The 18,447-nt window shown below is 74.7% G+C and carries 15 protein-coding genes and 1 pseudogene; 10 read left to right on the forward strand and 6 right to left on the reverse strand.

The window, feature by feature from the left end; translation table 11 throughout:
• Window positions 1–236 precede the first annotated feature (236 nt).
• Entirely contained in the window at window positions 237–1,979 is a 1,743-nt protein-coding gene (locus ACIGW4_RS35040; protein ID WP_399585529.1) for a DEAD/DEAH box helicase, read from the forward strand.
• Here the strand turns inward: ACIGW4_RS35040 and ACIGW4_RS35045 are convergent.
• Window positions 1,904–2,803, reverse strand: coding sequence for a tyrosine-protein phosphatase (locus ACIGW4_RS35045; RefSeq protein ID WP_399585531.1), 900 nt, complete (start codon window positions 2,801–2,803; stop codon window positions 1,904–1,906). The genes ACIGW4_RS35040 and ACIGW4_RS35045 overlap by 76 nt on opposite strands.
• A gap of 258 nt (window positions 2,804–3,061) precedes the next feature.
• On the reverse strand, window positions 3,062–3,568 hold the full coding sequence (locus ACIGW4_RS35050) for a MarR family winged helix-turn-helix transcriptional regulator (protein ID WP_398712630.1): 507 nt from the start codon (window positions 3,566–3,568) through the stop codon (window positions 3,062–3,064).
• 113 nt (window positions 3,569–3,681) lie between these two features.
• Here ACIGW4_RS35050 and ACIGW4_RS35055 point away from each other — a divergent pair, with 113 nt between their 5' ends.
• Window positions 3,682–5,064, forward strand: a complete 1,383-nt coding sequence (locus ACIGW4_RS35055) for an MFS transporter (RefSeq protein WP_359591799.1) — start codon at window positions 3,682–3,684, stop codon at window positions 5,062–5,064.
• A gap of 24 nt (window positions 5,065–5,088) precedes the next feature.
• Window positions 5,089–5,187 (forward strand): annotated as a pseudogene (locus ACIGW4_RS35060) (ribonuclease); the annotation flags it as partial.
• A 10-nt stretch (window positions 5,188–5,197) separates the two neighbouring features.
• Here ACIGW4_RS35060 and ACIGW4_RS35065 read toward each other — a convergent pair.
• Together ACIGW4_RS35065 and ACIGW4_RS35070 are read right to left on the reverse strand one after the other, a co-directional pair.
• Window positions 5,198–6,667, reverse strand: a complete 1,470-nt coding sequence (locus ACIGW4_RS35065; RefSeq protein WP_359589287.1) for an ankyrin repeat domain-containing protein — start codon at window positions 6,665–6,667, stop codon at window positions 5,198–5,200.
• Window positions 6,668–6,713: 46 nt separating this feature from the next.
• Complete coding sequence (locus ACIGW4_RS35070) at window positions 6,714–7,598, reverse strand: hypothetical protein (RefSeq protein ID WP_399585536.1); 885 nt, start codon at window positions 7,596–7,598, stop codon at window positions 6,714–6,716.
• Window positions 7,599–7,789: 191 nt separating this feature from the next.
• On the opposite strand from ACIGW4_RS35070, the gene ACIGW4_RS35075 reads away from it, so the two are divergent.
• The gene (locus tag ACIGW4_RS35075) at window positions 7,790–8,557 is read left to right on the forward strand and encodes a trypsin-like serine protease (protein ID WP_123457259.1); all 768 of its coding nucleotides are present in this window, start codon (window positions 7,790–7,792) and stop codon (window positions 8,555–8,557) included.
• Window positions 8,558–8,641: 84 nt separating this feature from the next.
• Here ACIGW4_RS35075 and ACIGW4_RS35080 read toward each other — a convergent pair whose 3' ends face one another.
• Entirely contained in the window at window positions 8,642–10,387 is a 1,746-nt protein-coding gene (locus ACIGW4_RS35080; protein WP_399585537.1) for a beta-galactosidase family protein, read from the reverse strand.
• An 81-nt stretch (window positions 10,388–10,468) separates the two neighbouring features.
• Here ACIGW4_RS35080 and ACIGW4_RS35085 point away from each other — a divergent pair, with 81 nt between their 5' ends.
• Genes ACIGW4_RS35085 through pepN form a run of 4 tightly spaced genes read left to right on the forward strand, consistent with a single transcriptional unit; the run spans window position 10,469 to window position 15,230 of the window.
• Window positions 10,469–11,356, forward strand: a complete 888-nt coding sequence (locus ACIGW4_RS35085; protein ID WP_123451277.1) for an AraC family transcriptional regulator — start codon at window positions 10,469–10,471, stop codon at window positions 11,354–11,356.
• A gap of 11 nt (window positions 11,357–11,367) precedes the next feature.
• A complete protein-coding gene (locus ACIGW4_RS35090; protein ID WP_123451275.1) occupies window positions 11,368–11,691 on the forward strand; it encodes a chorismate mutase in 324 nt (107 codons plus the stop codon).
• Window positions 11,691–12,677 (forward strand): asparaginase, encoded by a 987-nt coding sequence (locus ACIGW4_RS35095; RefSeq protein ID WP_399585540.1) that lies wholly within the window; start codon window positions 11,691–11,693, stop codon window positions 12,675–12,677. Before ACIGW4_RS35090 ends, ACIGW4_RS35095 begins: the two co-directional genes overlap by 1 nt.
• A 51-nt stretch (window positions 12,678–12,728) precedes the next feature.
• Window positions 12,729–15,230 (forward strand): aminopeptidase N, encoded by a 2,502-nt coding sequence (gene pepN, locus ACIGW4_RS35100; protein ID WP_123451271.1) that lies wholly within the window; start codon window positions 12,729–12,731, stop codon window positions 15,228–15,230.
• A 48-nt stretch (window positions 15,231–15,278) separates the two neighbouring features.
• Here the strand turns inward: pepN and ACIGW4_RS35105 are convergent, their stop codons facing one another.
• Complete coding sequence (locus ACIGW4_RS35105; protein ID WP_398712617.1) at window positions 15,279–16,169, reverse strand: LysR family transcriptional regulator; 891 nt, start codon at window positions 16,167–16,169, stop codon at window positions 15,279–15,281.
• A 106-nt stretch (window positions 16,170–16,275) separates the two neighbouring features.
• On the opposite strand from ACIGW4_RS35105, the gene ACIGW4_RS35110 reads away from it, so the two are divergent.
• Both ACIGW4_RS35110 and ACIGW4_RS35115 read left to right on the forward strand, forming a co-directional pair.
• Window positions 16,276–16,662 (forward strand): hypothetical protein, encoded by a 387-nt coding sequence (locus ACIGW4_RS35110; RefSeq protein ID WP_359589291.1) that lies wholly within the window; start codon window positions 16,276–16,278, stop codon window positions 16,660–16,662.
• Window positions 16,655–18,253, forward strand: coding sequence for a multicopper oxidase family protein (locus ACIGW4_RS35115; protein WP_399585543.1), 1,599 nt, complete (start codon window positions 16,655–16,657; stop codon window positions 18,251–18,253). The genes ACIGW4_RS35110 and ACIGW4_RS35115 overlap by 8 nt, the downstream gene beginning before the upstream one ends.
• Window positions 18,254–18,447: the final 194 nt, after the last annotated feature.

The raw sequence follows: 18,447 nt of genomic DNA on the forward strand, positions 1-18,447 counted from the left end.
GGTCCCGAGGCGACCGGGGACGGGGGGCCGGGGCGGGAAGGTCCTGGGGCGCACTATTGTTCCTGTAGACATCCGGGACCTGTATCGCGAGTCCCGGGAGAGACAGCCGGGGCCGTGTCTCGCGCTCCGGGAGAGACAGCCGGAGCCCGTATCTCGTGTTCCGGGCGGTACAGCCGGGGCCCGCATCGCGCAGGTGCGGGCCCCGGCTGCGCCGCGCACCGGCCAGAAAGGCACGAATGACCCGCTCCGAACGCCCCCACAAGCGCGGCCCCCGCACCGCCCAGGCGAAGTCCACGTCCCAGCCGAAGGGCCGCGCCGGCCGTCGTCCCGCTGCGCCCCCGCCGCCGCAGGAGTTCACTCCGCCGGAGACGGTGACGCCCGCGCTGCCGCCCGTGGCCTCCTTCGAGGACCTGGACATGCCGGCCGCGCTGCTGCGGACGCTCACCGAGCAGGGCGTCACCGAGCCCTTCCCGATCCAGGCCGCGACCCTGCCGAACTCGATCGCCGGGCGCGACGTCCTCGGCCGGGGGCGCACCGGCTCCGGCAAGACCCTCGCCTTCGGGCTCGCGCTCCTCGCCCGCACCGCCGGCCGCCGCGCCGAGCCGACCGCGCCCCTCGCGCTGGTCCTGGTGCCGACCCGCGAGCTCGCCCAGCAGGTGACCGACGCCCTCACCCCGTACGCCTCCGCGCTGCGGCTGCGGATCACCACGGTGGTCGGCGGCATGTCGATCTCCCGGCAGTCCTCGTCCCTCCGGCGCGGCGCCGAGGTCCTCATCGCCACGCCCGGCCGGCTCCACGACCTCATCGAGCGGGGCGACTGCCGTCTGGACCAGGTCGCCGTCACCGTCCTCGACGAGGCGGACCAGATGGCCGACATGGGCTTCCTGCCGCAGGTCACGAAGCTGCTGAAGCAGGTCGAGCCGGGCGGGCAGCGGCTGCTGTTCTCCGCGACCCTCGACCGGAACATCGACAAGCTCGTCAAGATGTTCCTCGACGACCCGGTCGTGCACTCCGTCGACCCCTCGGCCGGCGCGGTGACCACGATGGAGCACCACCTGCTGTACGTGCAGGACGAGACCGACAAGAAGGCCGTCACGCTGCGGATCGCGGCCCGCGACGGCCGGACGATCCTCTTCATGGACACCAAGCGGTCCGTGGACCGGCTGGTCAAGCGGCTCCTGGCCAACGGCGTCCGGGCCTCCGGGCTGCACGGCGGCCGCTCGCAGCCGCAGCGCAACCGGACCCTGGACCAGTTCAAGAACGGCCAGGTCACCACGCTGGTCGCGACGAACGTGGCGGCCCGCGGCATCCACGTGGACGACCTCGACATGGTCGTGAACGTCGACCCGCCGATGGACCACAAGGACTATCTGCACCGGGGCGGCCGCACCGCCCGCGCCGGCGAGTCCGGCAGCGTCTTCACGCTGGTGCTGCCCGAGCAGAAGCGGGACATGGGCCGGCTGATGTCGAACGCGGGGATCAGCCCCCGCACGGCGCAGATCAAGTCCAGCGACGAGGAGCTCGCCGAGCTCACCGGTGCCCGGGAGCCCTCGGGCGTCCCCGTCGTCATCGAGGTCCCGCAGCCGACCCCGCCGCGCAAGGCGACGGCCGCCGGGAACGGCACGGGCGGCGGCCGTCGCCGTCGCCGTCCGGCCTCCGGCGGTTCGACCGGCGGAGGTACGGGGACGGGCGCGCCGGCCCCGGGCCGCGCCTCCGGCCCGTCCACCGGGCGGGCGCCCGGCTCGGGCACCACGTCCCGGGGTTCCTCCTCCGGGACCCCGACGGGCCGGGGTTCCGGCGCGTCGGGCGGCTCCGGACGCGGTGCGGGCGGTGCGGGGCGCGGCTCGGCCGCGGGCCGGGGCGCGGGTTCCGGTGCCGGGGCGGGCGCCGGCCGGGGCGGGCGTCAGGCCTCGGGCACCAGCCGTTCGCGGAGCGCCGCGAGCTCGCGCAGCTCCAGGCCGAGGCCGACCGACACGTAACGGAAGACGCTGCCGTACGAGGTGCGGACCTGGTCGAGGGCGGTGTCCAGGTACTCGGCCCGCACCTCCTGCAGCGGCACGATGAGGTCCGGGTTCTGCATGAGCCCGCCCTGCTTCAGCCCCTCCCGGACCCGCGCGTCGTACGCGGCGCGGAAGGTGTTGGAGGCGAGGTAGTCCGCGCGGGCGGAGGGCTCCGGCACCCCGAGCAGGGTGAGCAGGAGCCAGCTCGTCCAGCCGGTGCGGTCCTTGCCGGAGGTGCAGTGCAGGAGCAGCGACCCCCGGCGGGGATCGGCCAGGTCCCGCAGGGTGGCCGCGAAGGCGGCCCGGTTCGCGGGGTCGGTGACGAAGGTGCGGTACACCTCGCGCATGAAGGCGGCGGCCTTCCCGCCGCCGAGCATCTCCTCCTGCCGCACCGGGTCGCGGGATCCGATCGCGGCCGTCAGCTGTCCGAAGAGGCCGTGGTCGGTGACGGGCCGGGCCACCGGGACCGCGCCGGCGGGCAGCCGGTCGGCGCCGTCGTGGCCGACCTCCAGCGGGATCCGCAGGTCGACGACGGTGCCGAGGCCGAGCCCGGCGAGGGTGGCGAGGTCGGCGTCGGTGAGCTTGGCGAGGTGGTCGCCGCGGTAGGCGAGACCGTGCCGGACCCGTCTGCCGTCGTAGGTGGCGTATCCGCCGAGATCGCGGACGTTGACCGCGCCCTGGAGCGGGATCTGCCGGATCGCGGTGGCGGCCGCGGGGCGGGGGCGGGCGAGCGCGGGCGGCGCGGCGCCGAGGAACAGCGCGGCGCCGGCGGTGGTGAGCAGGGCGCGTCGGGACAGGGGCATGGCTGGGCTCCCTTGCGGACTGACGGACGTGCGGCCGGTGGCCGTACGGCAGACGGACTCGGTGGGGCAGCCGTGGGCGGACGGGCCCGCGGAACACTCCTCCACCTAACGTTAGTTAGGTGACGTGCTGGCGAGGAAGGTAGCAGCCGGACGGGCCGAAGGGGAGGGGTGTGCGGACGTGGGCGTACGGACGTGGGCGTGCGGGCCCCGGTGCGCGGCCCGGGTGTGCGGGCCCGCGCGGCGAGGCGTTCCGGGTCGCTACTCCACGAGGCGCTTGGTCGCGGCGCGCTGGCGTTCGGTCGCGCCCGTCAGGAAGCGGGTGATCGTCGCCAGTTCCTCGGTCGTGAACTCCTCGTAGAGCTCGTGCACCTCGCGCGCCCAGTCGTCGAAGAGCGGGGCGAGCTCGGCGAGCTTCTCGGGGCGGGGCTCGATGAGCACCCGGCGCTTGTCCGTGGGGTGCTTCACCCTGCGCACGAAGCCCTTGCGCTCCAGGCGGTCGACGAGTCCGGTGACGGAGGCGGGGGCCAGGCCGGAGTGCTCGGCCAGCTCCTTGGCGGTGAGGGGGCCGTGCCGTTCGAGCAGGTCAAGCGTCTTGGTCTCGGTGGCGCCCAGGTCCTGCTGGGCCGCGATCGCCGAGTGGAAGGCGACGGAGGCGGCGCTGGAGTCCCGGCCGGCGGCGGTGAGGGCGGCGACGACCGCGCTCCGTTCCCGGTCCTGCCCGTCCCGGTCCTGCTCGCCGTTCCGCCCGCTGTCCCGCTCGCTCATGGCGGCAGCCTAGCAAAATTCATTTCGTTCGGCCGAACGAAACACTTGCGATCCAGGGAGCGTGCGTGTCATTTTTATTTCGTTCGCCCGAACGAAATAAATGGAGGGTGGAGATGTCCACGACCGCCACGACCGCCGCCACCGGCGACCCGTTCCTCGTCCACCCGCGCCGCTGGGCCGCCGCCGTCGTCATGATGGTCGCCGCCCTGATGGACCTCGTGGACGTCACCATCGTCAACGTCGCCCTGCCCTCCCTCGGGCACGGGCTCGGCGCCTCCGAGAGCGCCCTGCAGTGGACCGTCTCCGCCTACCTCCTGGGCTTCGCCGCGACCCTCGTCGTCGCCGGGCGGCTCGGCGACCGGTACGGCCGCAAGGCGCTCTTCCTCGCCGGCACCGCCGGCTTCGGCCTCGCCAGCCTCGCCTGCGGCATCGCCCAGAGCCCCGGCCAGCTGATCGCCGCCCGCGCCGCGCAGGGCGTCGCCGCCGCCGTGCTCATGCCGCAGGTCCTCGGCTCCTTCCAGAGCCTCTTCCGGGGCAGGGACCGCGGCAAGGTCTTCGGGATGTACGGGGCGGTGGCCGGCTTCGCCTCCGCGATCGGGCTGCTGCTCGGCGGGGTCCTCACCGACGCCGACCTCTTCGGGCTCGGCTGGCGCAGCGTCTTCCTGGTCAACGTGCCCGTCGCCGCCCTCACTCTCGCCGCCGCCGTCGTCCTCGTCCCCGCCACCCGGGAGCGGGCCGCCACCCGGCCCCCGGTGCTCGGCAGCCTCGTCCTCGCCGCCGGACTCGTCGCCGTCGTCCTGCCGCTCGTCCAGGGCCGCGGCTGGGGCTGGCCGCTCTGGGGCTGGGGCCTCCTCGCGGCCGGCGCCCTCGCGGTGGCCGCGGTCGCCGTGCGCGGCTCGGTGCTGCCCCCGCGCGTCTTCACCGTCCCGGCCTTCTCGTACGGCCTGGCCGTCCAGCTGCTCTTCGCCTTCGGGATGCAGGGCTTCTTCCTGGTCCTCGCGATCTGGCTGCAGGGCGGCCAGGGCTACACCCCGACCCAGGCGGGCGTCCTGATGGCGGCCTTCTCGGCGGGCGGCTTCCTCACGGCCCCGGCCGCCGAACCGCTCGCCGTCAAGCTCGGCCGGTACGTCCCGGTGGCGGGCGCGCTCCTGATGGCCGGGGGGTACGGCTGGGTCTGGTACGCGATGGAGGCCGCCGCCCCCGTCCACACCGGCGCCTGGCCCCTGGCCCCCGGCCTCGCCGTCGCGGGCGCCGGCCTCGGCCTCCTCGTCGTCCCGCTCGTCGGCATCGTCCTCTCGGCCGCCCCGGCCGAACTCGCCGGCGGAGCCTCCGGGGTCTTCTCCACCGCCCAGCAGTTCGGCGGCGCCCTCGGCGCGGCCGCGATCGGCACCGCGTACTTCGCGGACCTCTCCCTCTCCGCCGCGATGCCCTGGGTCCTCGCGGCCTACGCCGGCACCGCCCTGCTGAGCCTGCGGCTCCCGGCCGGCGGACGGTGAGGCACCCTCACGGACGGCGCGCGCCGGGGCCCCCGCCGCATCGTGACCGGCAGCACGGCCGACGAGGACTACTACACCTCCGACCACTACGCCACGTTCGACCTGATCGACCACGCCTGCTGACGGCCCGTCGTCAGGAGCGGCGTGGGGTCGTCCACTCCAGACGGGTCCTGACCCGCGGGTCGCGGACGTGCTCCAGGGCGGCGAGCGCCGTCTCGCGCGGCGCCCCGTCCGCCTCCCCGTCCGCGAGGATCGACGCCAGCGCGTCGACGGCACGCGGATCCTGACGGATCGCCAGCCCCCGTGCCGCCTCCGCCGCGGTCTCCGGATCGGAGTCGCCGAGCCGCTCGGCGAGCCCCTCCCGTACGAGCGGGGTGTCGTCGGGCAGCTCGGCGAGCGCCAGCGTCGCCCAGTCCCGCACCCGGGGGTCGCCGTCCCGGCTCAGCGCGAGCAGCACCCCGAGCGCCTCGACGTGCCCGGCCGGCACGATCCCGGCGAGGGCCGCCGCGACGGCCCGGCGCACCACCGCGTCCGGATGCCCGGCCGCCGCGAGCAGTTCGGGCACGGCGGCCGCGTCCCCGCACTCCCCGAGGGCGAGGACCGCCGAGAGCAGCGGCTCCCGCGCCGGGGGCACCGCCTCCGCCGCCAGGCGCCGCAGCACCGGGACCGCGCTCGGCCCGAAGCCCGGCAGCGCGCCGAGCACCCGCGCGCCGAGCGCCCGGCGCAGCGGATCGCGGTAGGCGCACCACCCGGCCGCCGCCACGAACGTCTCCTCGTCGGCCCGGCCCGCCAGCTCGGCCACCGCCGTCGTCCAGTCGTCGAGCTCCGGGTCGCCGCGGCGCAGCGCCCGCGCCGCGAGCTCCTCGTGCGGGGTGCGCAGCCCGAGCGCCGCCTCCAGGAGTGTGGCGATCGCCGCGTGACCGGTTCCCCGGTCGTCACCGCGCCCGGGCGCCCCGTCCTCCCGCAGCAGCTCGACGACGACCGTGATCCCGCCGTCCTCCCGGATCCGCCGGACGGCCGCCTCGTACGTCTGCCCGCCCTCGTTCCCGGCGACGAGCCCGCGCCGCAGCTCGGCCGCGATGTCGACGCCGATCCACCGCCGGGCCTCCCGCAGGGCCGCCTCCCGGGCCCGCGCCCCGTGGTCGAGGAGCGCCCGCACGCAGCCGGTGGAGCCGCGCCGCGCGGCGGCGACGAGCGGGAGGACCCCGTCGGGGCCGGGCCGGTCCGGGTCGGCGCCGTGCTCCAGGAGGACCCGGGCGGTGTCGGCGTGGCCGAGGCGCAGGGCCCAGGCGAGGGCGGTGAAGCCGTACGCCTCCTCCTGGTCGGCCGCCGCGCCCGCCGCGAGCAGCGCCCGCACGACTTCGGTGTGCCCGCCGCAGGCCGCCCCGCACAGCGGCAGGTCCCCGTCGTCCTCGCCGCTGCCCCGGGCGGGGTCGGCCCCGGCGGCGAGCAGCACCCGCACGATGCCGGCCTCGTCGCCGACGGCCGCGCGGTACAGCGCGGTCTCCCCGTCCTCCCGCCCCTCGGGGTCCGCCCCGTCCCGCAGGAGCCGCACGGCCCCGTTCTCGTCCCCGTCCCGGATGGCGTCGAACAACGTGCTCATGCAACGACCCTGACCCGCCGTCGGCGCGTGGCGCAAATCGATTGCCTCAGGCCGTGCACTCCAGGACCGAGCCGCACACCCCGCACCGGGCCCGCAGGGTGCGTCCCGTCGGGACCCGCAGGCGCTGGAGGCAGACCGGGCAGGAGAAGGAGACGGCGGTCGCCGGGGCCCCGCCCGCGAAGGCGTACGGAGCGTCCTCGGAGGCCCGGCCCCGGTGCCGCTGCAGGGCGTACCGGCGGCGCTCGGCCCAGCCCGCCCCGGCGAGCGGCGGCGCGGTCCGCTCCCGCGCGGCCTCCGCCCGGCCCCGTACCCACGCCTCGTACGCCACGGCGCTGGTGAACCAGGGCGAGGGGTCCTCGCCGAAGACCTCGGCCCGCTTGGCGAGGACGTAGCCGAACTCCTCCGGGGTGAGGTAGCCGAGCTTCTGGCTCTCGACGCCGTCCTGCCGGTACGCGTCGAGCAGCAGCCAGCCGGCGCCCAGGTAGGCGGTGGTCACGTCGGTGAGGACCTCGTTCTCCGAGGTGGAGGGGAGGCCGAGGCCGAGCCGGTGCAGCAGGACGTGGGTGATCTCGTGGGCGAGGGCCGCGCCGATGTCCCTGCGGCGGGTGCGGAAGCGGTCGTTGAGCTCCACGAAGTACTCGGGTCCGGCCGTGAGCTCGACGGCCGCCGCGTACTCCATGGGACGGAAGCTCACCACGACGCGCGCCTCGGGCAGCTGCAGGTGCCGGACGAGGGCGTGGGCCACCCGCTGGGCGCCGAGGTGGAGGTCCTCCTCGTCGTCGAGGGCGACGTCGTCGGCGGTCACGCTGGCCGGGTAGCGGTGCACGCCGTCGGGGGAGAGGCGGCGGTAGAGCGCGGTGAGCGAGGCCCGCACCGTGGCGCGGTGCGGAAAGCCGTGGATGACACGGTCGGCCCCATGACGGTTCGGCATGCCGGATCCCCCTTCGCGTCCACTGTACGGTCCCCCCACCGGGTCTGGCCGAAAAGGCTTTCTTGTGGCGCCGGTTGGCCGCTGCTCATAATCCGGACATGCCTTGACGAGCGCATGTCATCGCGTTCATGTCATCCCTCCGTCGAGGCCGACCCCCCACGAGAGAAGGAAGACACGTGAAGCAGAACCGCATGGTCCGTGCCCTCCAGAAGCTGGCAGCCGCCGGCGCCGTCGTCCTGGCGGCCGTCAGCCTCCAGCCCACCACCGCCTCCGCCGCCCCGGCCCCCGTCGTCGGCGGCACCCGCGCCGCCCAGGGCGAGTTCCCCTGGATGGTCAGGCTCTCCATGGGCTGCGGCGGCTCCCTGATCACCCCTCAGGTCGTCCTCACCGCCGCCCACTGCGTGAGCGGCTCCGGCACCAACACGAGCATCACCGCCACCGCCGGAGTCGTCGACCTCCAGTCGAGCAGCGCCATCAAGGTCAGGTCCACCAAGGTCCTCCAGGCCCCCGGCTACAACGGCCAGGGCAAGGACTGGGCGCTGATCAAGCTCGCCAGCCCGATCACCTCGCTGCCCAACCTGAAGATCGCCGACACCACCGCGTACAACAGCGGCACCTTCACCGTCGCCGGCTGGGGCGCCGCCCGCGAGGGCGGGGCGCAGCAGCGCTACCTGCTCAAGGCGAACGTCCCGTTCGTCTCCGACGCCACCTGCCAGGCCGCCTACGGCAGCGACCTGGTCCCGGCCGAGGAGATCTGCGCCGGCTACAGCCAGGGCGGGGTCGACACCTGCCAGGGCGACTCCGGCGGCCCCATGTTCCGCAAGGACGACGCCGGAGCCTGGGTCCAGGTCGGCATCGTGAGCTGGGGCGAGGGCTGCGCGCGGGCCGGCTACCCCGGCGTCTACACGGAGGTCTCGACCTTCGCCGCCGCGATCAAGTCGGCCGCGGCCACGCTGTAGCCGCCCGCCCTGAACGGGTGCCCCGGAGCGGCCTCGGCTCCGGGGCACCTTCACGTGCTCGACCAGGTCGTCCGCCGTGAGGACTCAGAGGACGTCCAGCTCCACCGAGGACGGCCCCCCGCCCTCCACCTCGAGCACCCACACCTCGTTCGCGCCCTCCCGCAGCACCGGCCCCGGCACGAACAGCGCCTCCTGCGGACCCGCCGACCAGTAGCGGCCCAGGCAGAAGCCGTTCACCCACACGAAGCCCCGGGTCGCGCCCGGCAGCCGCAGCCGGGCGTCCCCCGCCCCGGCCACGGCGAGGGCCCCCCGGTACAGGCCCGGAGCCTCCGCGGGCGGGCCGAAGGGGACCTTGGCGACCGTCTCCGTGCCGAAGGCGTCCAGGCGCAGCGCCCGGGCCCGTACTCCGTGCAGATACTGCCGCTCGTGCCGTACGCCCCCGGTGATCCCCTTCGGCTCCGCGAGGCGCGGCCCGTAGTTGACCCGGCCCAGCGACTCCACCCACAGGTCCACGAGCGCCGGGCCCGCCACCGGCTCGGGAAGCGCCGCGTCCTCCTCGTCGAGGACCCCCGCCGGGCGTCCGTCGACGTACACCACCGCCCGGTCGCGCAGCCCCGTCACCCCCAGCGGGTACGGCTGCCGGGGGCCCGGCACCGCCACCCGGTAGCGGACCAGCCCCCGGTCCACCCCCAGCTCCTCGAAGGTCGGCGGCACCGGCGTCACCGTCTCCTCGCCGCCGAGGACCTCCAGGACCCCGTCCAGCGGCGCCCACTCGTCCAGCGTGCCGGAGACCGGCGCGCCGAGCCGGGCCGGCGGCTCCGGCACCTCCGGCAGCGGCCCCTCCGCGTACTCCGCGAGCACCTCGCGGAAGGCCCGGTACTTCTCCGTCGGCCGTCCCGCCTCGTCGACCGGCGCGTCGTAGTCGTACGAGGTCACCGTCGGCCGCAGCGGACCGTCGTGCAGCTCACCGTCCCGGTTCGCGCCCGCCCAGCCGCCGAAGTTCGTCCCGCCGTGCGCCATGTACACATTGACCGAGGCCCCGCACTCCAGGACCTCCCGCAGCGCCGCCGCCGCGTCCGCCGCGTCCCGCACCGCGTGCTCCCGGCCCCAGTGGTCGAACCAGCCGCACCAGAACTCCATGCACATCAGCGGCCCCGACGGCTGGTGCCGCCGCAGCGTCGCGAAGCCCTCCCGCGCCCCCGAGCCGAAGTTCGCCGTCGCCAGCACCCCCGGCACCGAACCGCCCGTCAGCATGTGGTCCTCGGGCCCGTCCGAGGTGAACAGCGGCACACTCACCCCGCAGTCCCGCAGCAGCCCCGCGACCCACTCCAGATAGCCCCGGTCGCTCCCGTAACTCCCGTACTCGTTCTCCACCTGCACCAGGACCACCGGCCCGCCCCGGTCGACCTGCCGCTCCACCACCTGCGGGAGCAGCCGCCGGAACCAGGCCTCCACCGGCGCCAGGAACTCCGGGTCCAGACTCCGCACCCGCCGCCCGAGCGGGCCGGTCAGCCAGTGCGGAAGCCCGCCGTTCTCCCACTCGGCGCAGATGTACGGACCCGGGCGCACGATCGCCCGCATCCCGGCCCGCCCCACCGCGTCCAGGAACCGCCCGAGCGCGTCCGCGTCCACGTACCGGCCGGGCTCCGGCTCGTGCAGGTTCCACGGCACGTACGTCTCGACACAGTCGAGGCCCATCGCGCGCAGCATCCCGAGCCGGTGCTCCCAGTGCCCCTCGTGCACCCGGAAGTAGTGCAGCGCCCCCGAGAGCAGCCGCACCGGCCGCCCGTCGAGCAGAAAGTCCTCGTCACCCACAGCGAACGTGCTCATGGCCTCACCCTCGCCCCCTGGCGGCGGCACCGTCCATGGACAAAGATCGTCGCAGTTTGGACGTTGAGGAAAGGCCGGCGGATGTACCACACCTGGATGCGCTACTTCACGCCCAGCCCCGTCCACCACCGCCTCGGCCTCGTCTGCCTCGGCGTCGGACTCCAGCACGGCACCCTGCCCACCGTCGGCCCGCGCACCCTCGACCACCACGTCGCCGTCGTCGTCTCCGCCGGCGGCGGCTGGTACCGGGGACCCGACGGCCGCCGCACCACCGTCACCGCCCCCGCCCTCCTCTGGCTCACCCCCGGCACCCCCCACCACTACGCCGCCGACCCCCGCACCGGCTGGGACGAGGCCTTCGTCGACTTCACCGGACCCGCCACCGCCACCTACACCGAACTCGGCTACATCGAGCCCGACCGGCCCGTCGTCCCCCTCTCCGACGCCGCGCCCGCCCGCGCCGCCATCGGCCGGATCGCCCGAGCCGCCCGCCCCGGCAACCCCCTCCTGGAGGTCGAGACCGCCGCCGCCGTCCACGAGCTGCTCGTCGCGCTGCGCCGGGCCCGCGCCGACACAAACGCCGACGGCGACCCCGTCCTCGCCGCCCTCGCCCGCGACGCCTTCCAGCCGCTCTCCGTCGCCGAGCACGCCGCCCGGCACGGCATGACCCCCGCCGAACTGCGCACCGCCGTCCGCCGCGCCGCCGGATGCAGCCCCAAGGACTACCTGCTCACCGTCCGCCTCGGCCGCGCCAAGGAGCTCCTCGCCGCCACCGAGCTGCCCGTCGCCGCCGTCGCCCGCCGCGTCGGCTACGACGACCCCGCCTACTTCTCCCGGCTCTTCACCCGCCGCGTCGGCATCGCGCCCATCCGGTTCCGCGAGCAGCAGGGGAGGTCCGTGCACGGCGGCTGGAGCAACAGCGTTCCGGATCCCGAACACCCGCCCACGATCCCCCCGAGATCCGTCTAAGCTCGCAGATCATGAGCGACACCAGCGACACCAGTGCCATCGACCCGGCCGTCACCGCCGAGCTGACCCGACTGCGCGAGAGCATCGACAACATCGACGCCGCGGTCGTGCACATGCTCGCCGAGCGCTTCAAGTGCACCCAGCAGGTCGGCGTCCTCAAGGCGAACCACCAGCTGCCGCCCGCCGACCCCGCCCGCGAGGCCCGCCAGATCGCCCGGCTGCGCGAACTCGCCGAGAGCGCGAAACTGGACCCGGCCTTCGCCGAGAAGCTCCTCAACTTCATCATCGCCGAGGTCATCCGGCACCACGAGACGATTGCGGACGGAGCACGCTGATGAGCCGCGTCACGGTCTTCACCCTCGGAGGCACCATCTCCGCCCGAGGCGGTGACGCGGCCCGCATGACCGGCCGGGAGGTCCTCGCCGGCCTCGGCGCCCCCGAGGACGTCGTCCTGCGGGACTTCCGCCGCGTCCCCAGCTCCACCCTCTCCTTCGAGGACCTCGCCGCCCTCGCCGACGAGGTGCGGAAGGCCGTCGCCGACGGCTCCGGCGTGGTCGTCGTCCAGGGCACCGACACCCTGGAGGAGACCGCCTTCCTCCTCGACCTGCTCTGCACCACCGAGCAGCCGATCGCCGTCACCGGCGCCATGCGCCGCCCCGACCTGCCCGGCGCCGACGGCCCCGCCAACCTCGCCGCCGCGCTCGCCGTCGCCGCCGACCCCGCCTGCCGGAACCTCGGCGTCCTCGTCGTCCTCGCCGACGAGATCCACGCCGCCCGCCTCGCCCGCAAGACCCACACCACCTCCGTCACCACCTTCGCCTCGCCCGGCGCGGGCCCCCTCGGCACCGTCGTCGAGGGCCGGCCCCGGATCCTGCTCCGCCCCGCCGTCCCCGCCGCGCTCTGCCCGCTCGGCCTCGACCCCTCCGTACGGGTCGCCCTCGTGACCCTCTCCCTCGGCGACCGCGGCGAGCTCCTCGACGCCGTCGACGACCGTTTCCAGGGCCTCGTCGTCGCCGCCTTCGGCGGCGGACACGCCCCCGCCCCGCTCGTCGAACCCCTCGCCGAGATCGCCCGGCGCATCCCCGTCGTCCTCGCCTCCCGCACCGGCGGCGGCGCGACCCTCACCGACACCTACCGCAGCCCCGGCTCCGAGCACGACCTGCTCCACCACGGACTGATCCCGGCCGGACCGCTCGACCCCGCCAAGGCCCGGATCCTGCTCCACACCCTGATCTCCAGCGGCGCCGCGGGCCCCCACGGCTACGACCGGCCCCGCATCACCGCCGCCTTCGCCCACCTGAACGGCTCCGGCCTGGCCTGAGCCGCGTACACCCCCTGCCCCGGGACGGAGCGATCGGGCAGCATAGGGCCCATGTCCGTACTGACGCGCGACGAAGCGCAGACCCGTGCCCAGCTCCTCGACGTCCACCACTACCGCGTGGACCTCGACCTCACCACCGGCGACGAGACCTTCGGGTCACGGAGCCTCATCCGCTTCACGGCCCGCGCCGCGGGGGACACCTTCGTCGAGCTCAAGCCCGAGACCCTCCACTCCGCCGAGCTCGACGGCGAGCCCCTCGACGTCACCGCCCTCGACGGCAACCGGCTCCCGCTGACCCTCACCGAGGGCGAGCACACCCTGAGCATCGGCACCACCATGCGGTACTCCCGCACCGGCGAGGGCATGCACCGCTTCACCGACCCCACCGACGGCGAGTCGTACGTCTACACCCAGCTGTTCATGGAGGACGTCCAGCGCGTCTTCGCCGCCTTCGACCAGCCCGACCTCAAGGCCGTCTTCGAGGTGGGCGTCAAGGCGCCCGAAGGCTGGACCGTCCTCTCCAACGGCATCACCGAGCAGCAGCCCGACGGCCGCTGGCAGGCCGCCGCCACCCCGCTGCTCTCCACCTACTTCGTCTGCGTCGCCGCCGGCCCCTTCCACAGCATCCGCACCGAGCACGCCGGCCTGCCCTTCGGCATCCACTGCCGCCGCTCCCTCGCCGCCCACCTCGACGCCGACGCCGACGAGATCCTCGCCGTCACCAAGGCCTGCTACGACCGCTACCACGAGAAGTTCGACGAGCCCTACCCCTTCGACTCGTACGACCAGGCCTTCGTCCCCGAGTTCAACGCCGGCGCCATGGAGAACCCCGGACTCGTCACCTTCCGCGACGAGTTCGTCTTCCGCTCCGCCGTCACCGTCACCGAGCGCCAGACCCGCGCCATGGTCATCGCCCACGAGATGGCCCACATGTGGTTCGGCGACCTCGTCACCCTGCGCTGGTGGGACGACATCTGGCTGAACGAGTCCTTCGCCGAGTACATGGGCTTCCAGACCGTCAACGAGGCCTGCTCCGACCTCTTCCCCGACACCTGGATCGACTTCGGCGTCACCCGCAAGGCCTGGGGGTACGAGGCGGACCAGCGTCCCTCCACCCACCCCGTCGCCCCCGACCCGGAGGCCGTCCCCGACACCGCCTCCGCCCTCCTCAACTTCGACGGCATCTCCTACGCCAAGGGCGCCTCCGCGCTCCGCCAGCTCGTCGCCTGGCTCGGCGAGAAGGACTTCCTCGCCGGCATCAACATCCACTTCAAGCGCCACAAGTTCGGCAACGCCACCCTCGCCGACTTCATCGACAACCTCGCCGCCGCCACCGACCGCGACGTCCACGCCTGGGCCGAACAGTGGCTGCGCACCACCGGCGTCGACACCCTCACCCCCCGCCTCGAAGGCGAGGGCACCCACTGGCTGCTCCACGTCGACCGCGACGGCAGCCGCCCGCACCGGATCCGGGCCGGGATCTACGACCGGCAGCCCGACGGCGAACTCACCCTGCGCGAGCGCCGCGAACTCGACGTCCCGCAGGAGGCGCCCGCCGAACTGACCGGCCCGCGCCCCGCCCTCGTCGTTCTCAACGACGGCGACCTCACCTACACCAAGCTCCGCTTCGACGAGGTCTCCGAGGAGACCGTCCTGCGCGGCCTCTCCCGCGTCCCCGACCCGCTGACCCGCGCCGTGATCTGGAACGCTCTGCGCGACATGGTCCGCGACGGCGAACTGGAGCCCGCGGCCTACCTGGAGGCCGCCCTCGCGCACCTCCCCGAGGAGACCGAGCTCGCCCTCGTCCAGGGCATCCTCGGCTTCGCCCGCACCCAGATCGCCGACCGGTACGTCACCGAGGAGGAGCGCCCCGCGGCCCTCGCCGGCATCGGCGAGATCGCCCGCGCCCTGCTCCGCCGCACCGAGGACGGCGAGGAGCCCGGACTGCGCCTCACCGCCGTCCGCGCCTGCATCGACAGCGCCACCACCCCCGACAAGATCGCCTCCTGGCTCGACGAGGGCACCGTCCACGGCGGCCCCGAGCTCGACCCCGAGCTGCGCTGGCGGATCCTCGCCCGCCTCGCCGTCCTCGGCGCCACCGACGAGACCGTGATCGCGGCCGAGCTGGAGCGGGACCCCAGCGCCACCGGCCAGGAGGGCGCGGCCCGCTGCCGGGCCTCCCTGCCGTCCGCGGAGGCGAAGGAGGCGGCCTGGTCGTCCCTCTTCGGCTCCGACGACCTCTCCAACTACCTCTTCACCGCCACCGCCCAGGGCTTCTGGCAGCCCGAACAGGCCGAGCTGGTACGGGAGTACGTGCCGCGCTTCTACGAGGCGGCCGTCGCGCTCGGCGACCGCCGGGGCCCCGCGATGGCCGAGGCCGCCGGCCGCTACGCCTTCCCCTCGTACGCGATCGACGAGGAGTCCCTGTCCCTGGGCGAGTCCCACCTCGCGGAGGACACCATGATCCCGGCCCTCCACCGCAAGCTGGTGGACCAACTGGACGACCTGCGCCGGGCACTGCGCGTGCGCGGCCAGGGGGTACCCGGAAAGTAGCGCCGTCTGCCCGGCGGGCCGGGCCGGGCCCCGGGGGAGTCCGGCGGGTCAGACCGGGCCGGACGTCCAGTCCCAGCCGGTCAGCGCCGCGTGCATCAGGCGCGCGGCGCCCGTCGGGTGGCCGTCGGCGTACCGGAGCAGGGTGAGGGTGCGCCGGCAGTCGGGGCTGTCGACGGCTATCCAGGAGACGGGGGCGCGGGTGGCGCTGCGCCGGGCCATGTCCGGGATGAGGCCGACGCCGAGCCCCGCGGCGACCAGGATCGCGGTCGCGCTGGGCTCGTCGCCCTCGCAGACGATCCTCGGGGGCGCCAGGCCGTTCCCCGTGAAGAGCCGGTCGAGGAGCCTGCGCTGCCAGTGGCCCGTGCGGGTGGTGACGAAGGGCTCGTCGGCGAGTTCGCCGACGGTCACCGAGGCGCGGCCCGCCAGGGGGTGGTCGAGCGGCGCGACCACCCACACCGCCTCGTCGAGCAGCCGCACCGCCTCCAGGCCGTCGGGCGCGAAGGGCTGCGAGGCGACGCAGAGGTCCACCTCCTGACCGCGCAGGCCGCGGGCCATCTCCTCGGCGGCCATCTGGTGGAGTTCGACCTCGATGCCGGGGTGGGCCCGTTTGAACGCCCCGAGCGGCCCGGTCAGGGTGAGGAAGGTCTCCGAGGCCAGCCGTACGGTGCCGAACTTCCCGCCCGCGAGCGCGGCGACGGCCCGGCGCCCCGCGTCGAGCTCCCCGAGGGAGCGCTCGACGTGCCGGAGGAACACCTTCCCGGCGTCGTTCAGCCGGAGCCGGCCGACCCGGTCGAACAACGGCGTGCCCAGCTCGCTCTCCAGGCGGGCGACGGTACGGCTCAACGACGGCTGCGCCACGCGGAGTTCCTCGGCCGCCCGGCTGAGATGCTCCAGGCGGGCCACGACGACGAACTGCCTGAGCGCGTGGAGATCCATCATGCCCCCGGGGACATAGCCCGATAACGATATTGATCTTGGACAGGGTATCGGCCGGGTCCTAGCGTCGTGAGCGTTCCCGCACCGACAACAAGGGGGAGGGCGCGGCATGCTGAGGAGCGTGTGGCGAGCCGTCGTCACGGCGCACGTGGTGGCGGTCTTCGGACAGCCGGTGTTCGCCGGCGTCTATCTGAGCGGCGACTTCGACGGACTGGGCATGCACGGGGTGGGCGCCGACGTCGTCACCTCCCTCTGCCTCGTACAGCTCGTCGTCGCGATCGTGGTCTGGGCACGGCTGCGCCGGTCCTGGCCCTTCTACGTCACGCTGGCGCTCGCGGTCGCCGAGACCGCGCAGTACTTCGCCGGGACGGCCGGGGCGCTGTGGCTGCACATCCCCCTGGGCGTGTTCACCGTCGCCGCCGTCGTCGTGCTGTTCACCGCGGTCTGGCTGCGACCGCTGGACCGCCGGGGGGCTCTGGAGGCCGTCGATGCCTGAGCTCACGAGGCGCCGGCTCCTGGCCGTCGGCGGGGCGCTCGGACTGATGGCGGCGGGCGGGCTGACGGCCGCCGCCGGACTCTCCCGCCGCCCGGCCGCCACCGGGGCCGAACTCCGCAGCGCGGTACCGCTGCCGCCCCCGTTCCGGGTGCCGCTGCCGCTCCCGGCCGTCCTGGAGCCGGTCGCCACCACGGGCGGCGTCGACCGCTACGAGATCACCCAGCGCGAGGTGACGGCGGAGATCCTGCCCGGCGTGCGGACACGGCTGTGGACGTACGGGGGGACCTTCCCCGGCCCCACGATCGAATCGCGCCGCGGCCGCCCGGTCACCGTCTCGCACCGCAACGAACTGCCGGTTCCGACGGTCGTGCACCTGCACGGCGGACGCACACCGGCGGCGTCGGACGGCTATCCGACGGACCTGGTGCTGCCGGAGGGCTGGAGCGGCGGCCACGGGGGACACGGGGGCCACGGACAGGGGCACGCCATGCACGACCCGCGGGCGGTGACGACCGACCTCACCCGGGACTACACCTTCCCCCTCGACCAGCGGCCGACGCTGCTCTGGTACCACGACCACCGGATGGACTTCACCGCCCCGGCGATCTGGCGGGGCCTCGCCGGGCTGCACATCGTGCGCGACGACGCCGAGGAGGCCCTCGGACTGCCGGCGGGACCGCGGGAACTGCCGCTGATGATCGCGGACCGGGCGTTCGCCGCCGACGGCAGCCTCGACTACCCGTCCCTCGACCCCACCCTGCGCGGCCGCCCCGGAGTCCGCGAGCCCTACCTCGCCGGCGTCCTCGGCGACGTCGTCCTGGTCAACGGCGCCCCCTGGCCCGTCCACGAGGTCGACGCGGCCCGCTACCGGCTGCGCCTCCTGAACGCCTCGAACGCCCGGCACTACGAGCTGGCGTTCGTCGACGAAGACGACGGGCGCACGGTCGAGTTCGTCCAGATCGGCGCCGACCAGGGCCTGCTCGCGGCACCGGTGAAGCACTCCGCCCTGCCCGTCGCCCCGGCCGAACGCTACGACGTGGTCGTCGACTTCTCGCGCTTCCCGGTCGGCACGCTGGTCAAGCTCGTCAACCGGCTGGGCTCCGGGCGCACGCGGGAGGTGATGGCCTTCAGGGTCGCGCGCAAGGCCGCCGACGACAGCCGGGTCCCCGCCGTCCTCTCGACCGACCTCCCCACCTGGCGGCGCTCGGAGGCGGTCCGGACACGGGACTTCTCCTTCCGCGCGGGCCGCATGGGCGAGGACGGCGGCCACGGCTGGCTGATCGGGGGCCTCCCCTTCGACCCGGCCCGCTCGGACGTGACGGTCCGCCTGGGCGACGTGGAGATCTGGCGCCTGGTCGCGGACGTCCACCACCCCGTCCACCTCCACCTGACGGGCTTCCGCATCCTCTCCCGGGGCGGCGAGGCGCCTTTCGCGCACGACGGGGGCCTGAAGGACACGGTGTCGCTGCGGCCGGGGGAATCGGCGGAGATCATCACGCGGTGGGAGGGGTACAGGGGGCGCTACCTCTTCCACTGCCACAACGCGGAACACGAGGACATGGGCATGATGGCCAACCTCCAGGTGACCTAGCTCCGCCGCCCCGCCCCTCGTTGTGTGCTGCGCCCGCGGGGCGGTGCCCACCCCCGCGCCCCCCGTTGTGGGCTGCGCCCGCTGGACCGGTGCCCCCGCCCGCCCCCGTTGTGGGCAGTCGTTCCGCTGGGGCGGAACGGGTGGGCACAACGGACCCGCGCCCTGCCGGCGCCCGAGGCTTCTGTGCCTGGACC

The sequence above is a fragment of the Streptomyces sp. NPDC053513 genome, assembly GCF_044544765.1.
Classification (GTDB): domain Bacteria; phylum Actinomycetota; class Actinomycetes; order Streptomycetales; family Streptomycetaceae; genus Streptomyces; species Streptomyces litmocidini.

Bases quoted from the DNA above. Each gene is read 5' to 3' on its own strand.
- ACIGW4_RS35090 (WP_123451275.1), top strand. From the start codon at position 11,368: ATGAGCGACACCAGCGACACCAGTGCCATCGACCCGGCCGTCACCGCC.
- ACIGW4_RS35080 (WP_399585537.1), bottom strand. From the start codon at position 10,387: ATGAGCACGTTCGCTGTGGGTGACGAGGACTTTCTGCTCGACGGGCGG.
- ACIGW4_RS35050 (WP_398712630.1), bottom strand. From the start codon at position 3,568: ATGAGCGAGCGGGACAGCGGGCGGAACGGCGAGCAGGACCGGGACGGG.
- ACIGW4_RS35085 (WP_123451277.1), top strand. From the start codon at position 10,469: ATGTACCACACCTGGATGCGCTACTTCACGCCCAGCCCCGTCCACCAC.
- ACIGW4_RS35070 (WP_399585536.1), bottom strand. From the start codon at position 7,598: ATGCCGAACCGTCATGGGGCCGACCGTGTCATCCACGGCTTTCCGCAC.
- ACIGW4_RS35075 (WP_123457259.1), top strand. From the start codon at position 7,790: ATGGTCCGTGCCCTCCAGAAGCTGGCAGCCGCCGGCGCCGTCGTCCTG.
- pepN (WP_123451271.1), top strand. From the start codon at position 12,729: ATGTCCGTACTGACGCGCGACGAAGCGCAGACCCGTGCCCAGCTCCTC.
- ACIGW4_RS35055 (WP_359591799.1), top strand. From the start codon at position 3,682: ATGTCCACGACCGCCACGACCGCCGCCACCGGCGACCCGTTCCTCGTC.
- ACIGW4_RS35040 (WP_399585529.1), top strand. From the start codon at position 237: ATGACCCGCTCCGAACGCCCCCACAAGCGCGGCCCCCGCACCGCCCAG.
- ACIGW4_RS35115 (WP_399585543.1), top strand. From the start codon at position 16,655: ATGCCTGAGCTCACGAGGCGCCGGCTCCTGGCCGTCGGCGGGGCGCTC.
- ACIGW4_RS35065 (WP_359589287.1), bottom strand. From the start codon at position 6,667: ATGAGCACGTTGTTCGACGCCATCCGGGACGGGGACGAGAACGGGGCC.
- ACIGW4_RS35110 (WP_359589291.1), top strand. From the start codon at position 16,276: ATGCTGAGGAGCGTGTGGCGAGCCGTCGTCACGGCGCACGTGGTGGCG.
- ACIGW4_RS35045 (WP_399585531.1), bottom strand. From the start codon at position 2,803: ATGCCCCTGTCCCGACGCGCCCTGCTCACCACCGCCGGCGCCGCGCTG.
- ACIGW4_RS35095 (WP_399585540.1), top strand. From the start codon at position 11,691: ATGAGCCGCGTCACGGTCTTCACCCTCGGAGGCACCATCTCCGCCCGA.
- ACIGW4_RS35105 (WP_398712617.1), bottom strand. From the start codon at position 16,169: ATGATGGATCTCCACGCGCTCAGGCAGTTCGTCGTCGTGGCCCGCCTG.